The organism is Couchioplanes caeruleus (genome assembly GCF_023499255.1).
Lineage (GTDB): Bacteria > Actinomycetota > Actinomycetes > Mycobacteriales > Micromonosporaceae > Actinoplanes > Actinoplanes caeruleus_A.
Map to the genome: position 1 here is coordinate 6,967,767 of NZ_CP092183.1, position 13,622 is coordinate 6,981,388.

Consider the following 13,622-nt stretch of genomic DNA (forward strand, 5'->3'; position numbering starts at 1 on the left):
GCGTCGCACCCCGGTGCGGTGCTGGTCAGTGTTACAGGTTGGCAGTCCAGGTTGGCAGTGCAAGTTCGGTCGTGCCCGGCGGTGGTACTGGTTGGTCGGGCCGGTTGGTAGTGCAACGCGGGTTGGTAGTGCAACGCGGGCGTAGCTCAATGGTAGAGCCTCAGTCTTCCAAACTGATTACGCGAGTTCGATTCTCGTCGCCCGCTCCACAGCAAAGGCCCAGGTCAACGGAACATCCCGGAGACCTGGGCCTTTTGCCTGCCCACTCCCCCGCGCGCATCGCAGATGCCAGGCTGCCGTGCGCCTATTTGTCGAGGTCACCTTGGCGCGACGGGCCGCTTTTCCGTTGGACGCGCCGATGGCGACCGGGCATTTCCCGACCGTACGCTGCGATTGATGTGATTGTGCTTTGCCGCGGTGGCATCGGTGAGCGTTCGTGCAGCTCAGAGGCCATGCTCGTCCTACGAGGATGATCGCGGTGCGCTCCAAAGCGGACGGTTGATTCATCCTGACGGTCCATTGGCCCGGGTCAGACGGCGGGGCTAGGTTTGCTCGATGGGGTTGGTGCTGTCAGTCGCGGATGGCGCGACCGCGTCGCGGTGGCGGTGGGTCCTCAAAGACGACACCGGTGTGCCGCTGGCGGATTTCCCGGTCGAGCTGGATACGACGGCGTTCGAGTACCAGGGTTTTGCGAATCTTTATCAGTTCCTGCGGTGGAATGCCGACCCCGCCGACCGGATGGCCAGCGAGGCGGCCCTGCTGACCCGGGTAGGTGCGTGGATCGGCTCTCAGGTGCTGGGCGGAGCGGTGGCCCGCGAGATGGTGGCGTGGGCGCCGGTGTCGGTCCGGGTGGTGCTGCCTCCGGAGCTGGAGTTTCTGCTGTATCGGCCGTTGGAGTTGGCGCACGTCGATGGCGGTCCGCTGGTTCGCAGCGGGATAGGCCTGGTGTTCGAGGTCCCTACCGACGGTGCACCCCCGGCTACCCGCGTCGCGGGCAAGGCGCCGGTCAGGGACCGGCTGCGGATGTTGGCGGTGTTCAGCCTGCCCACCGGTGAGTCCGTGCTGGGGCTGCGGCGGGAGCGCTACGAGCTGGTGCGCATGGTGCGCCGGTTGGCGACCCGCTCCGGGCGGGCCGTCGAGCTGGAGGTGCTGCAGTACGGGGTGACCCGCCCTCGCTTGAACGCCCGGGCGCTCGACGACGAGGGCTGGGATGTGCTGCACGTCTCCGGGCACGGGCGGTCCGGCGGGTTGGTGCTGGAGAAGGACGACGGCAGCCCGGACGTGCTGGACGCCACGGAGCTGATCGACCAGCTCGGCGGGCCACGTACCCGGATGCGCCGGCGGCTCAAGCTGGCGGTGGTCTCGGCGTGCGAATCCGGCGCGGCCAGCGCCGCGGAGGCGTTGCGCTGGGTGGGGCTGGACGACCACGCCGAGACGCTGGAGCAGCAGGACGAGATCGCCGAAGCGACCGGCGCGGGATCAGGCGCCGCAGAGGCGGGTGATACCGGAGGCGGCGGATCGCCGGCGGCGTCGGGAGAGGCGTCACCGCGCCCGCCCGTGGTTCCGTTCGGCGGAGTGGCGCGAGAGTTGGCGCGGGCGCTCGACTGTGCGGTCGTGGCGATGCGCTACCCGGTGGCCGACGAGTTCGCGGTGGACTTCGGCGCACGGCTGTACGAGCTGCTGCTCGAGCACGGCCAGCCCGTGGACGCGGCGGTGCAGCTCGCGGTCAACGAGGCCGCCGCGGGGCCGGCAGCTCCGGTGATCTCGCTGGTCACCCCGGCGCTGTTCGGTGCGCGGGCGGTGGATCTGCGCGTACGGCCGCCGACCGGACAGGGGCCGTCGCTGGATCCGCGGGACACCAAGATGGCGTGGTTCCCCGACGAGCCGCAGCGGTTCGTGGGCCGGTCCGCGGCGATGGCGGCGGCCAACAGGGTGCTGGCCCCGCGATCGCCCGAGGTCGGGGTGCTGCTGCACGGCATGGCCGGCGCCGGGAAGACCGCGTGCGCCCTGGAGCTGGCGTACCGGCACGAGAACACGTTCCAGGCGCTGGTGTTCTGGGAGGCGCCCAAGCACGCCGACGCGGCGTTCACCGCGCTGCAGGACCTCGCCTTGAAGCTGGACACCCAGCTCGGCGACTTCCGGTTCACCATGCAGGACAAGCTCGCCACCGTGGAGTCGCTGCAGGCGTTCCTGCCCCGGCTGACCCAGCTGCTCGAACAGTCCGGGGTCCTGCTGGTGCTGGACAACCTGGAAACCCTGCTCGACGAGGACGGCGTCTGGCGTGACGAGCGCTGGGCGCCGCTGATCGGGGCGTTGACCGGGCACAGCGGGGAGTCCAGAGTGCTGCTGACCTCCCGGATCCGCCCGGCCGGGCTGGACTCCGCGCGGGTGCTGGTCCAGCCGGTGCACGCGCTGTCGCTCACCGAGTCGATGCTGCTGGCCAGGGAGCTGCCGCATCTGGGCCGGCTGCTGGGTGCGCACCCGGGCCCGGAGCGCGGTCCTGAGCAACTCGCCGCCGACCGCGGCCTGGTACGCCAGGTGCTGCACCTGGTGCAGGGGCACCCGAAGCTGCTGGAGCTGGCCGACGCCGCGGCCGCCGACCCCGCCCGACTCGCCCGCCAACTCGACACGGCCGCCGGGGCGGGCGCCGACGAACCGGCACTGCGGGCGTTCTTCACCACCGGGACCAGCGATCTGGATCCCGCACAGTTCCTGGCCGCGCTGCATACGTGGACGAGCGGCGTTCTGGAGACCCTGCCGGCGCCGTCCCGGCTGCTGCTGCAACTGCTGTGCCGCGCCGAGGACACGGACCGCAACTCGCTGGTGCTGGCCGACAACTGGGCCGACCTGTGGCGGCGCCTCGACCGCGACGGCGATCCCCCGGACCTGGATAGCACCATGGTTCCGCTCATCGAGGCCGCGCTCGCCGATCCGGACACCCACGCCATCCCCGCGGGCCCCCACAGCGCCGACGACGACGATGACACCAACGGCGCACGGCTGGTGATCTACCGGATCCATCCGGGTGTGGCGGAAGTGGTCACCGCCGACACGGAGCTCACGGTGAACGAGGCTGCTGACGCGGAGCTGGCCGCCTACTGGCGGACCGTCCAGCGGTGGGCGATCGAGCGGGAAGCCGGAGAGGACAGCGGCCTCGTCGTGTCGGCCGGGCTGGCGGCCGCCCCGTACCTGCTGCGGTTGCAGGAATGGGACCAGGCCAGTACCGCCATTGACATCGCCCTGCGGCGCGACACCTCTCCGGCCGTTGCCCGGACCGCCATCACCTATCTGGACACCATCGCCGCAGCCACCGGTGCCCCCGACGACGAGGCCGTCCTCGGCCGCGCCCTGCGGACCGTCGACCCCGACGCGGGAGAGGCCCGGCTGCGCCACGCCCTGCAGGTCGCCGTCACCGACGAGAACTACCGGCTCGCTTCCGGCATCGCGGGCGAGGTGGTCAACGCGCTCCGCGGCAAAGGGCGGCTACAGCAGGCGCTCGACCTGGCCACCCGGAAGGCCGAATACACCGCCCTGGCCGGCCTCGGTCCGTGGACCGTCCTCACCGACGAAGCCCGCGTACTGCAGATCCGACTGGCGCTGGGCGAGTCGCAACAAGTTCTCGACGAGGTCAACCGGCTCCGCGCCCGCATACAGCAACTACCGGCACGGAAGGGCGAGGACGACACGATCGAACCCGCGAACGTGCGTGAAGGCGTGCTCGACATAGGGATGCATGCCGCCTCCAACCTCGAGCGGTGGGAGGAGGCATTGCAATTCAACGCCGAGCAACTCGCCAGTCTGCATTCCCGGGACGCCGGCCGATACGAGATCGCTTTCACCATGTTCAACAACTACGGGCCGATGATCCGGCTCGGACGCCTCGATGAAGGCGAGAAGCTGCTCCAGGTGTGTCAACCCGTATTCGAGGACGCCGGCGACACCCGGTTGCTCGCCATGGTGTTCTCCGCCCGCGCCCAACTCGAGAGTTATCGCGGCCATCCCGACCAAGAAGTGGCCTGGGCGGAGCGGGCGCTGACCTACGGCTACCTGCGGCCCCAGCCCGACACCCTCGCTGCCCTCCACGGCAATCTCGCCATCCATCTCGACGGGTTCGGCGGTGCCCCGATCGACCAGGTCGCCCACCGCCTGGCCGGTACCGTCCTGGAGCACCTGATGCGCACCCTGTCTCCGGCCGCCCTCCGGCCGCTGGCCCAGGCGCTGCACCGGTGGGGAGACGAGGCGGTCCCGGGCGATTTCGCCGAGTTGTGCGCCCGGGTGGATCGAGTGGAAGGGGTGCACTTCGGGGTGTGGTTCCCCGAGCAGGGCAGTGGTGACCAAGCACTCAGGGAAGTCCTCGAGCGGGCTCGGGCAATTCCCGACGAGCAGCTCTACGCCGAGGATCTCGTCGGGTGGGAGCCGGTCATCGCCGCGGTGGTAGCCGGCGCGAACGGGGACAACGCTGCCACCGTCGCAGTGAACAAGGTGCTCGACGGATTGGTGGACAGCCGGGACTGGGGCCGGCTGGTCGAGGCGCTCCGCCGGATTCTGCACGGCGAACGCGACGACCAGCTGCACGAAGGGCTGGATCCGACCGACACTGCAATCGTGAAACGTACGTTGGGCGCGCTGGCCGGCACGGTGCAGTTGGCCGACACTTCACATGAGCTGTCCGGATCGCCGGTCGTCGACGAGTGGGAGCCGGTTATCGCCGCGGTGGTCGCCGCTACTGACGGAGACCCGTCGGCTACCGCAGCGGTGAACCAACTACTTGCCGCGGGGGAGGACAGCGCGGATTGGGGCCGGTTGGTCGGGGTGCTGCGCCGGGTTCTGGACGGTGAACGTGGCAGGCAGCTTCTCGATGGGCTGGATGCGACCGACAGGGCGATCATCGCGGAGATCGTCGCTCGACTCGCCCCGCCTGACCCCTCGGCCGGTGACCGGGGATGAGCCAGCCGGATGAGATTGCCGATGCTCGGCTCCTGATCGAGGCGATCGCCCGGTTGTGGCCGCGGGTTCCTCAGCTGCTTGGCGACGAGCAGGAGCGCTTCGAATCCGAGCTGCTGATCAGGTTGCGGGCCCTGGACGCTGCCCTGGACACCGCCGGGAGTGTGCCCGCCACGGGCGTGGAGGGACGGGTCGGGCAGGCTCAGCGCGGCGTGCTGGGGGTGTTCGAGGCATTTCCGGCTGCGTACCGGGAGCTGGCCGGGGTGTTCGCCGACGTCGAGCGGGGTGCCGTCCCGCGCGCGATCCCGGGGGCTGTGGCGCATGAGCGGTACCTGCAGGTGCCGGTGTTCTATGCGACCGATCGGGCGACGGTCGACGATCCGCGGCCGAGTGACTGGTTCAGCGGCCGGCGCGGTGAGCTGAGCTACGGCGTCGCCCAGGTCAGCATTCCCGACGACCATCGGATGGCCGCGCTGGAGAAACCTCGGTGGTGGCGGCTCGATTTCGTGCAGGATCCGGCCAGGCACGTCGCCGTGCTGGACGTCGCGCCGCTGGGACACGCGGAGTTCGTGGACCGGGCCGCCGGCACGGTGGCCGGCGCCACGGTGCCGGAGGCGCTGGTGTTCGTCCACGGGTACAACGTCAGCTTCACCGACGCCGCCCGGCGGGCCGCGCAGGTCGCGTACGACCTGCATTTTCCGGGTCTGCCGATGCTTTACAGCTGGCCCTCCGAGAGCGCCGCGCTGCGTTACACCACCGACGAGAACAACGCGGTGTGGACCAGGCCGCACTTCGCGACCTTTCTCCGGCTCGCGCTCACCGGGATCGGTGCCCGGCGGGTGCACGCGCTGGCGCACAGCATGGGCAACCGGGTGCTCACCGACGGACTCGCCGGGCTGCCCGCCGAGCAGGCCCGTACGCTGGGACAGGTCGTCTTCGCCGCGCCCGACATCGACGCCGCGGTGTTCACCCAGCTCGCCGCCGTGTTCGCCGGCCGCGCCGCCGGATACACCCTCTACGCCTCGTCCAACGACAAAGCGCTGCAGGCCTCCCAGAAGCTGGCTCGCTACCCGCGCGCCGGGCAGACGGGCGACGGGCTCGTCGTGGTCACCGGCGTGGAGACCATCGATGCTTCCCAGCTCGACACCGGGCTGATGAGCCACTCGTATTTCGGCGAGCGCACCTCGGTGCTCTCCGACCTGTTCTACCTCCTGCGCGATGCGACGCCCGCGGCCGGCCGGTTCGGGCTCACCCTTGCCACGCACACGAACGGCCTCCCCTACTGGGTCTTCGACCCGCGCGCGGCCTGACGACGGGGTGTTCGTCAGCCGGCGTTGAAGTTGTCGCTGACGTCGCGTTGCAGGCGGTTCATCGAGTCGGCGAGGAGTTCGTCGGCGCGCTGTTCGTCGGTCCAGGTTTCCGGGAGGACCAGCTCGGCGTCGAGGATGCTGCCTCCCGCGGGCGCGTCGTGGAGCTGGGCCGTGGCGGTGAGGCCTGTGCCGTCCGGGCGGGCCCATCGGACCCTCAGGCGGGACGGGTCCTTGCTCACGGCGTACTCGTCGATCTGGGGTGTGGTTGTGCCTTCCGGCAGCCAGCGGTAGGTGCGGTCCGGGTCGGTGAGGACGTCGAAGACCACCTCGGGGGGCGCGGTGAACGGGAACGAGCCCGTGATGCGGGTCGTCATGTCAGCTGACCGGCTTGCCGCCGGTGACGCCCAGCACCTCGCCCGTGGTGTAGCTGGACTCCTGGGAGGCGAAGTAGACGTACGCGGGGGCGAGTTCGGCGGGCTGGCCGGCGCGGCCCAGCGGGGTGTCGGAGCCGAACGACTCGACCTTCTCGCCGGGCATGGTGGCCGGGATCAGGGGTGTCCAGATCGGCCCGGGCGCCACGGCGTTGACGCGGATGCCCTTGTCCGCCAGGTCCTCGGCGAGCGCCTTCGTGAACGCGACGATGCCGCCCTTGGTGGTGGCGTAGTCGAGCAGGGCGCTGGAGGACTGGTACGCCTGGATCGACGCGGTGTTGATGATCGACGCGCCCGCGGGCAGGTGCGGGAGCGCGGCGCGGCAGAGCCAGAACATCGCGTACAGGTTGGTCTTCATGACGCGGTCGAACTGTTCCGTGGTGATGTCGCTGATGCCGCCCGGCTGGGCCATCTGGAACGCCGCGTTGTTGACCAGGATGTCGATGCCGCCCAGGTCGCTGACGGCCCGGTCGATGATCGCCTGGCAGTGGGCCTCGTCGCGGATGTCGCCCGGTACGGTCACGGCGGTCCGGCCGGCCTTCTGGATGAGCTGCGCGGTGTCCTGCGCGTCCTGCTCCTCCTCCGGCAGGTACGAGATCAGCACGTCCGCACCCTCGCGAGCGAACGCGATCGCCACGGCCCGTCCGATGCCGGAGTCACCACCCGTGATGACCCCGCGCCTGCCGGTGAGCCGGCCGCTCCCCCGGTACGTCTCCTCGCCGTGGTCGGGCTTGTCCGGCATCGTGCGCGTGTTGCCCGGATGCGGCTGGTCGCCTCCCTTCAGCTCGGGGGACGGGTACTGCGAACGCGGGTCCTGGAGCGTGTACTGGTCCTGGGTCATGAGGTCACGCTTGCCCACGTGTGTCGCGGTTAACCGCCATGGATCGGCGGTTTCGGGGAACAGCGCGGGACATGATTGATCGTCGGATCGGGGTAGTGGTCATCACGTGGAACCGGTGCCCGGAGGCGGTGGCGGCGGTCGCGCGGCTCCATGAGCTGCCGGAGCGGCCACGGGTGGTGCTGGTCGACAACGGTTCCACGGACGGCACCGCCGAGGCGGTGCGGTCCCGCTTTCCCGACGTCGACGTGGTCGCGCTGAGCGAGAACCTCGGCGCCGTGGCCCGCAACATCGGCGTACGCCGCCTGGGCACGCCGTACGTGGCGTTCTGCGATGACGACACGTGGTGGGAGCCGGGCTCGCTGCGGCTCGCCGCGGAGCTGCTGGAGGCGTACCCGGGGATCGGGGTGCTCAACGCTCGGATCATCGTCGAGCCGGGCGGGCACGACGATCCCGTGGTGGAGGAGCTGCGTGATTCGCCGGTGCCCGCGCCGGACTGGCTGCCGGGGCCCGCGCTGGGCAGCTTCCTCGCCGGCGCCTCGGTGATACGGCGGTCGGCGTTCCTCGCGGCCGGCGGGTTCAGCTCGCGGTTGTGGCTGGGCGGTGAGGAGGAGTTGCTCGCCACGGATGTGCTCAGCGCCGGGTGGGAGCTGTGCTACCGGGAGGACATGGTGGTGCACCACCGGGCTTCGCCCGTACGCGACGCCCGGCTGCGGCGCCGGGTGGGGATCCGGAACACGCTGTGGTTCACGTGGCTGCGACGGCCGTTGGCGCCCGCGTTGCGGCGTACGGCATTCCTCGCCCGGACCGTGCCCCGGGACCGCACCTCCGCGCTGGCGGTCCTCGACGCGGTACGCGGCGTGCCGTGGCTCGTCACCCAGCGACGACCGCGACCGGCCGAGGTGGAGTCCCGGCTGGCCCCGCTCGATGCCGCGCAGCGCCGCAGCAGGGCACGGCGCTACGTCGGCTGAGCATCGTCCCGGTTCACAGCGGGCTGGCGAAGTCCTGGGTCCAGACGAGCGCGCCCTGGGCGTCGGCCGCCACGCCGACACCGATGTTCTTGAAACCGCAGTTGAGGATGTTGACCCGGTGGCCGCTGCTGTTCATCCACGCGGTCATGACCTCGGCCGGGGTCCGCTGGCCCTTGGCGATGTTCTCGCCGGCGCCGGACCAGCGGTAGCCGGCGTTCGTGATGCGGGTGGCGAACTCCACGCCTTCCGGGGTCGTGTGGTCGAAGTAGGTGCGCGCGGCCATGTCCGCCGAGTGGCCACGCGCGGCCGCGGTCAGCCGGTCGTCGGCGGTCAGCGCCTTGCAGCCGGCCTTCGCGCGTTCGTCGTTGACGATGCGGACGACCTCGGCCTCGAGGGCGGTGTTGCCGGTCGGTGCGGGGGCCGGCCCGGCGGTGGGCGTTGCGGGCGGCGTGGCCGGGGGCCGGGTCGTCGCCGGCGGGTCCGTCGGAGCCGCGGAGGCCGTCGGTTCCGCCGGGGCCGTCGGCTCCGCGGTCGCCGGTGACGCCGGCGGTGACGGGGGCAGCGCCGGCGGCGGGGACGCCGGGCCGGTCGACGCGGTGGGGCTCGGGGCCGGCGGTGCCGTCGCGGTCGCGCCGGGGTCACCCGAGGCGGTCGCGGTGGGTACGGGGGTCGGCGGCGTCCCGTCCGTCGTGATCACGAGCTTGTCGATGTCCGGCGCCGGCCCGACCGGGTTGCCGAAGGCGAACGTGTTGTCGCCCGTCCTCAGCGTCGCCGTGATCCGCAGCGTGGCCGGACGGCCGGAGCCACGCGTACCCGGGAACAGGATCGCGGTGGGCACCGCGCCGTTGACGCTGATCTGGGCCGTACGGTTGCCCTCCGCCGTGTACGTGACCGCGAGCTTCGTGGGACCGTCCTGTTCGGCGACGACGCCGGTGATGGTGAGCACGCCCTCGCGGCCGATGCCGGTGACACGGGTGCCGCCGGAGCAGCGCCGGCAGTCGACGGTGGCGGCTCCGCCGCTGAGGGTGTTGACGGTGGCCTCGGCCTCGTACGTGGTGGTTCCGGCGCTGGCGCTCGCCGCGACGGCGATGCCGGCGACCACGGTGACGACGGCCATGCCGCCGACGATGAGGACGGGTCTGCGCATGGTGATCCGAATCGTTGTGGGGGGGTGGGGGGAGCGATCCGGCGGAGACCCTAGCGTCCCGATTCGACGAGCGTCTATTAGCCGGTTCTTAATTCTGCGGAGCCGCGTGTACGGCGCTGACGGAGCGCGGTCGTGAGTAACACTGTGAGTTATGGCGTACCCATCTGAGCAGTGGCCGGTGCCCCACGCGGACCCGGACCGGACGACGGACGCCGCCCCTCCCCTGCCGGACGAGCTGGCACAGACGCTGGCCGGCCTCGGCCCGGCGGGTGAGGCACCGGCGCGGCGCGCGGGGACGCGGCGGCCCGGCGGGGGTGCCGCACGACCTGCGGTCTGGGCCGGTGCCGTCGCGCTGCTGGTGGTGATCGTCTTCGTGGCGCAGAACACCGGCGGCGTCGACATCGCGTTCCTGTGGATGCACGGACGCATCTCGCTCGCGCTCGCGCTCGTCGTCGCGGGCATCGCCGGGGCCGTGATCGCCCGCGCGCTCGTTGTCGCCCTGAGGCGGCTCCGCCGGCCGGCACGCCGCCGCTGACCTCGAGCCCTTCTGTTCCGCAGCGTCGCCGCCGGCAGGCGCGCCGCCGCCGACCTCGACCCGCTCGTTCCGCGGCGCCTCCGGCCTTGACATGTGACCTTCTGGTCACATAACTTGGCGTCATGACGGACGACGACCGGGTGTTCAAGGCGCTGGCCGACCCGACCCGTCGCTTCCTGCTCGACCTGCTCTTCGCCCGGGACGGACGCACCCTCACCGAGCTGGAGTCCGAGCTGGAGATGACGCGCTTCGGCGTCGCCAAGCACCTGAAAGTGCTGGAGGAAGCGGATCTCGTCGTCGCGCGCCGCTCCGGCCGGGAGAAGTTGCACTTCCTCAACCCCGTGCCGATCCGGCTGATCCACGACCGGTGGATCGACAAGTACACCGAGCGTCACGTCGCGGCGCTCGTCGATCTCAAGAACGCGCTGGAGGACGAGACATGACCGAGCCCCTGACCACCCAGGTCCACCGGGTCTGGATCAAGACCACGCCGGAGAAGATCTGGACGGCGATCACCGACCCGGAATGGACCCTGAAATACGGGTACGCCGCACCCGCCTACTTCGAACTCAAGCCGGGCGGCTCGTACCGCTCGGCGGTCACCGACGAGATGCAGGGGTACGCCAAGGAGAACGGCTTCACGCTGCCCGACACGATCGTCGACGGCGAGGTGCTCGAGGCCGACCCGCCCCGGCTGCTCAAGCAGACCTGGCGGATGCTCATGGACCCGACGACGGCGGCCGAGCCGTTCACCACGCTGACGTACCTGATCGAGGAGCTGAAGTCGCAGCCCGGGGTGTGCCGGCTCACGATCACCCACGAGCTGGCCGGGGCGCCCGCGACCTCGACGATGGTGGCCGGTTCGCCGCTCGACGAGGCCGGCGGTGGCGGCTGGGCGTGGGTGCTCAGCGACCTGAAGTCGCTGCTGGAGACGGGTACGGCGATGAGCGGCCGCGGCTGACCGGCGGCACGCGGGGTGGCCGGGGCTGCGGGCCCCGGCCACTGACCGTCACCGGAAGAGGTCGACGACCCAGGTGAACGCGGTCATGACCCATTCCGTCTGACGGAGGTGGGCGATGCCGACGCCCGCCAGGAACAGGCCCGCGACGACGTGGGAGCCCTTGGCGGTGCGGCGGGTGCGGCCCAGCTGGCGTTCCAGCACGAGCCGGCCGACCAGCCGGGACAGGGCGAACACACCGCCGGCGACCAGCACGGACACCAGGAAGACGATGATCGGGGCGGTCAGGTCGCCGTCCGACGAGATGGCCCAGATGCCCCAGCACACGAACGCGAACAGCAGGCCGGCGAAGCTCCACTCGCCGCCCCGGCGCAACTGCGCGATGTGCCAGCTCAACGGGTGGTGCTGGGCCGGGGGTTCGGCGCCGGGCCAGCCCGTACCCGTGGGCTCGTGCTCGGTGAAGTGCTGCGGTTGCGGCCGCGGGGTGACGGCGGCCCGGCCACTGGAGAACGGCGACGGCGGCGCCTGCGGGGCACTCGGCGGCGCGACGCGGGTCGGATCAGCAGGCGAACGCTGCGCGGCGCGGGTCGGGTCCGCGGATGAGGGCTGCCCGGCGGCGCGGGCGGGATCCCCGGCCGGGTACTGACGGGTCGGATCCGCGTGGGACGCGGTGCCCGGGCGGTGCACGCGAGGCGGCATGTCCGTCGTCGGCGGGTCGGCCCAGGGGTCCTGCGGCGGCATGTCGAGGGTCCGCTCGGACCACTGCGGTTGCTCCGGCATCGTTCCCCTCCCCGGCGCGGCCCGTCGCCGCCCTGCTTTCGAGAGTAACGAGCCAACAAATCGCTCGCCCTCACGCACGCCGTCCGTTACACAAAACAGCATGGACGCCTCCGGCATCACGATCAGGACTGGCACGGCGGAGGACTGGGACTCCATCTCCGACCTGCTCGACTACGTCTTCCACCACACCCAGACGCCCGAGGAACGCGACGTCGAGGGATCCGTGTGGGAGCCCGAACGGACGCTGGTCGCCGACGACGCCGGCACTGTCGTCGGGCAGGCGGCGGCGTACACGAGAGAATTGACCGTGCCCGGAGCGGTCGTCCCAGCCGCGCACGTCACGCTGGTCGGCGTCGCGCCGACCCACCGCCGCCGCGGGCTGCTCACCCGGATGATGCACCGCCAGCTGCGCGACATCGCGGACGCCGGCCGGGAGGCCGTCGCGGTGCTCTGGGCGAGCGAGACCAAGATCTATCCACGGTACGGGTACGGCCCGGCGGCACAGCGGCTGCGCATGGACATCCTGACCCGCGAGGTGACCCTGCCGGCCCCCGCGGACAGTGGCCGGCTCCGGCTCGTGCAGCCTCTCAAGGCGATCGGCGAGTTCGGCAAGGTGTACGAGCAGCTGCGCTCCACCCAGGTCGGCTGGTCCAGCCGCGACGAGCGGTGGTGGCGGTTCGTGCTCTCCGACCTCGAGTCGCAGCGCAAGGGCGCGACGGCCCAGCACGGTGTGATTCACGAGACGGCGGACGGGCCCACCGGGTACGCGGTCTGGCGCACGAAGGGGCGCTGGGAGGAGCACGGGCCGAACGGCGAGGTGCAGATCCGCGAGGTCGCGGCCGCCGACCCGGCGACGTACCTGACGCTGTGGCGCTTCCTGCTCGGCATCGACCTGGCGCGCAGAGCCTCCGTCGACTTCGCCGCCGTGGACGAGCCGCTGCAGTACCTCGTCGACGAGCCGCGCCGGCTGGGCACCAGCCTCGCGGACGCGCTGTGGATCCGGATCGTCGACCTGCCACGGGCGTTGGCGTCGCGGGCGTACGCGGCACCGGTCGACGTGGTCCTCGACGTGGCGGACGACCTGCTGACCGAGAACGCCGGCCGGTGGCGGCTGCGCGTCGACGGGTCCGGGGCGGCGACGTGTACGCGTACCGACGACCCGGCCGACCTGGCGTGCTCGGTGCTGGAGCTCGGTACGGCGTACCTCGGGGCGGTGTCGCTGAGCGCGCTCGCCGACGCCGGCCGGGTCCGGGAAGTGACGCCCGGCGCGCTGCGGGCGGCGGCGACGGCGTTCGGGTGGCATCGCAAGCCGTACCCGACCGAGGTCTTCTGAGGTGTCCCCCGGCCGCGGCTCGACGGTAGGTTCGGCGTCATGGGCGAACCTACCGAGCGTCGACGCCGCCGCGTGCGTCCCTCCCACACGGCCGCCGCCGCGCCCCCCGCGCCGCCCGACCCGGCCGCCGACCCGGCCGGCGGGATCGTGGCCGGTGGGGTCGTGGCCGGTGGGGTCGTGGCCGGAGCGGATCCGTCCGCCGGGGCGGGTTCGTCCGCCGGGGCGGGTTCGTCCGCCGGGGCGGGTTCGTCCGCCGGGGCGGGTCCCTCCACCGGGACCGAGGCGGATCGCGCGGGCGGCCCGGATTCCTTGGCCGGTGGCGGGGCGGATCGCTCGGCCGGTGGCGGGGCGGATCCTTCGCTCGGGACCGGGGCG

The 13,622-nt window shown here is 71.6% G+C and carries 11 protein-coding genes and 1 tRNA gene; 8 read left to right on the top strand and 4 right to left on the bottom strand.

Annotated elements, in window-relative coordinates; all coding sequences use genetic code 11:
• Positions 1–135: 135 nt before the first annotated feature.
• The 3 genes from COUCH_RS32120 (at position 136) to COUCH_RS32130 (ending at position 6,254) form a co-directional block, all read left to right on the top strand.
• A tRNA-Gly gene (locus COUCH_RS32120) sits at positions 136–209 on the top strand.
• Between the two features lie 346 nt (positions 210–555).
• Positions 556–4,947, top strand: coding sequence for a CHAT domain-containing protein (locus COUCH_RS32125; RefSeq protein ID WP_249608935.1), 4,392 nt, complete (start codon positions 556–558; stop codon positions 4,945–4,947).
• Entirely contained in the window at positions 4,944–6,254 is a 1,311-nt protein-coding gene (locus tag COUCH_RS32130) for an alpha/beta hydrolase (RefSeq protein WP_249608936.1), read from the top strand. The genes COUCH_RS32125 and COUCH_RS32130 overlap by 4 nt, the downstream gene beginning before the upstream one ends.
• Before the next feature lie 14 nt (positions 6,255–6,268).
• On the opposite strand, the gene COUCH_RS32135 is transcribed toward COUCH_RS32130, so the two are convergent.
• The gene (locus tag COUCH_RS32135; RefSeq protein ID WP_249608937.1) at positions 6,269–6,628 is read right to left on the bottom strand and encodes an SRPBCC family protein; all 360 of its coding nucleotides are present in this window, start codon (positions 6,626–6,628) and stop codon (positions 6,269–6,271) included.
• Position 6,629: 1 nt separating this feature from the next.
• Positions 6,630–7,526: an SDR family oxidoreductase gene (locus tag COUCH_RS32140; RefSeq protein WP_249608938.1), complete on the bottom strand. Its 897-nt coding sequence runs from the start codon at positions 7,524–7,526 to the stop codon at positions 6,630–6,632.
• A gap of 95 nt (positions 7,527–7,621) precedes the next feature.
• Between COUCH_RS32140 and COUCH_RS32145 the strand changes: the two genes are divergently transcribed.
• Positions 7,622–8,494 (top strand): glycosyltransferase family 2 protein, encoded by an 873-nt coding sequence (locus COUCH_RS32145; protein WP_249608939.1) that lies wholly within the window; start codon positions 7,622–7,624, stop codon positions 8,492–8,494.
• Between the two features lie 13 nt (positions 8,495–8,507).
• Here the strand turns inward: COUCH_RS32145 and COUCH_RS32150 are convergent, their stop codons facing one another.
• A complete protein-coding gene (locus tag COUCH_RS32150) occupies positions 8,508–9,641 on the bottom strand; it encodes a CAP domain-containing protein (protein ID WP_249608940.1) in 1,134 nt (377 codons plus the stop codon).
• Between the two features lie 151 nt (positions 9,642–9,792).
• Here COUCH_RS32150 and COUCH_RS32155 point away from each other — a divergent pair, with 151 nt between their 5' ends.
• From COUCH_RS32155 to COUCH_RS32165, 3 genes are all read left to right on the top strand, one after another.
• On the top strand, positions 9,793–10,176 hold the full coding sequence (locus COUCH_RS32155) for a LapA family protein (protein ID WP_249608941.1): 384 nt from the start codon (positions 9,793–9,795) through the stop codon (positions 10,174–10,176).
• 122 nt (positions 10,177–10,298) lie between these two features.
• Positions 10,299–10,619 carry an ArsR/SmtB family transcription factor gene (locus COUCH_RS32160; protein ID WP_249608942.1) on the top strand — a complete coding sequence of 107 codons (321 nt, stop codon included), beginning with the start codon at positions 10,299–10,301 and terminating at the stop codon, positions 10,617–10,619.
• The gene (locus COUCH_RS32165) at positions 10,616–11,137 is read left to right on the top strand and encodes an SRPBCC domain-containing protein (protein ID WP_249608943.1); all 522 of its coding nucleotides are present in this window, start codon (positions 10,616–10,618) and stop codon (positions 11,135–11,137) included. Before COUCH_RS32160 ends, COUCH_RS32165 begins: the two co-directional genes overlap by 4 nt.
• Before the next feature lie 48 nt (positions 11,138–11,185).
• Here COUCH_RS32165 and COUCH_RS32170 read toward each other — a convergent pair whose 3' ends face one another.
• Complete coding sequence (locus COUCH_RS32170) at positions 11,186–11,914, bottom strand: DNA-directed RNA polymerase II (protein ID WP_249608944.1); 729 nt, start codon at positions 11,912–11,914, stop codon at positions 11,186–11,188.
• 100 nt (positions 11,915–12,014) lie between these two features.
• On the opposite strand from COUCH_RS32170, the gene COUCH_RS32175 reads away from it, so the two are divergent.
• Entirely contained in the window at positions 12,015–13,247 is a 1,233-nt protein-coding gene (locus COUCH_RS32175; protein ID WP_249608945.1) for a GNAT family N-acetyltransferase, read from the top strand.
• The last annotated feature ends 375 nt before the right edge of the window (positions 13,248–13,622 follow it).

Excerpts from the sequence above, each read along its gene's own strand:
- COUCH_RS32125 (WP_249608935.1), top strand. The coding sequence starts at position 556 with ATGGGGTTGGTGCTGTCAGTCGCGGATGGCGCGACCGCGTCGCGGTGG.
- COUCH_RS32130 (WP_249608936.1), top strand. The coding sequence starts at position 4,944 with ATGAGCCAGCCGGATGAGATTGCCGATGCTCGGCTCCTGATCGAGGCG.
- COUCH_RS32135 (WP_249608937.1), bottom strand. The coding sequence starts at position 6,628 with ATGACGACCCGCATCACGGGCTCGTTCCCGTTCACCGCGCCCCCCGAG.
- COUCH_RS32140 (WP_249608938.1), bottom strand. The coding sequence starts at position 7,526 with ATGACCCAGGACCAGTACACGCTCCAGGACCCGCGTTCGCAGTACCCG.
- COUCH_RS32150 (WP_249608940.1), bottom strand. The coding sequence starts at position 9,641 with ATGCGCAGACCCGTCCTCATCGTCGGCGGCATGGCCGTCGTCACCGTG.
- COUCH_RS32155 (WP_249608941.1), top strand. The coding sequence starts at position 9,793 with ATGGCGTACCCATCTGAGCAGTGGCCGGTGCCCCACGCGGACCCGGAC.
- COUCH_RS32160 (WP_249608942.1), top strand. The coding sequence starts at position 10,299 with ATGACGGACGACGACCGGGTGTTCAAGGCGCTGGCCGACCCGACCCGT.
- COUCH_RS32165 (WP_249608943.1), top strand. The coding sequence starts at position 10,616 with ATGACCGAGCCCCTGACCACCCAGGTCCACCGGGTCTGGATCAAGACC.
- COUCH_RS32170 (WP_249608944.1), bottom strand. The coding sequence starts at position 11,914 with ATGCCGGAGCAACCGCAGTGGTCCGAGCGGACCCTCGACATGCCGCCG.
- COUCH_RS32175 (WP_249608945.1), top strand. The coding sequence starts at position 12,015 with ATGGACGCCTCCGGCATCACGATCAGGACTGGCACGGCGGAGGACTGG.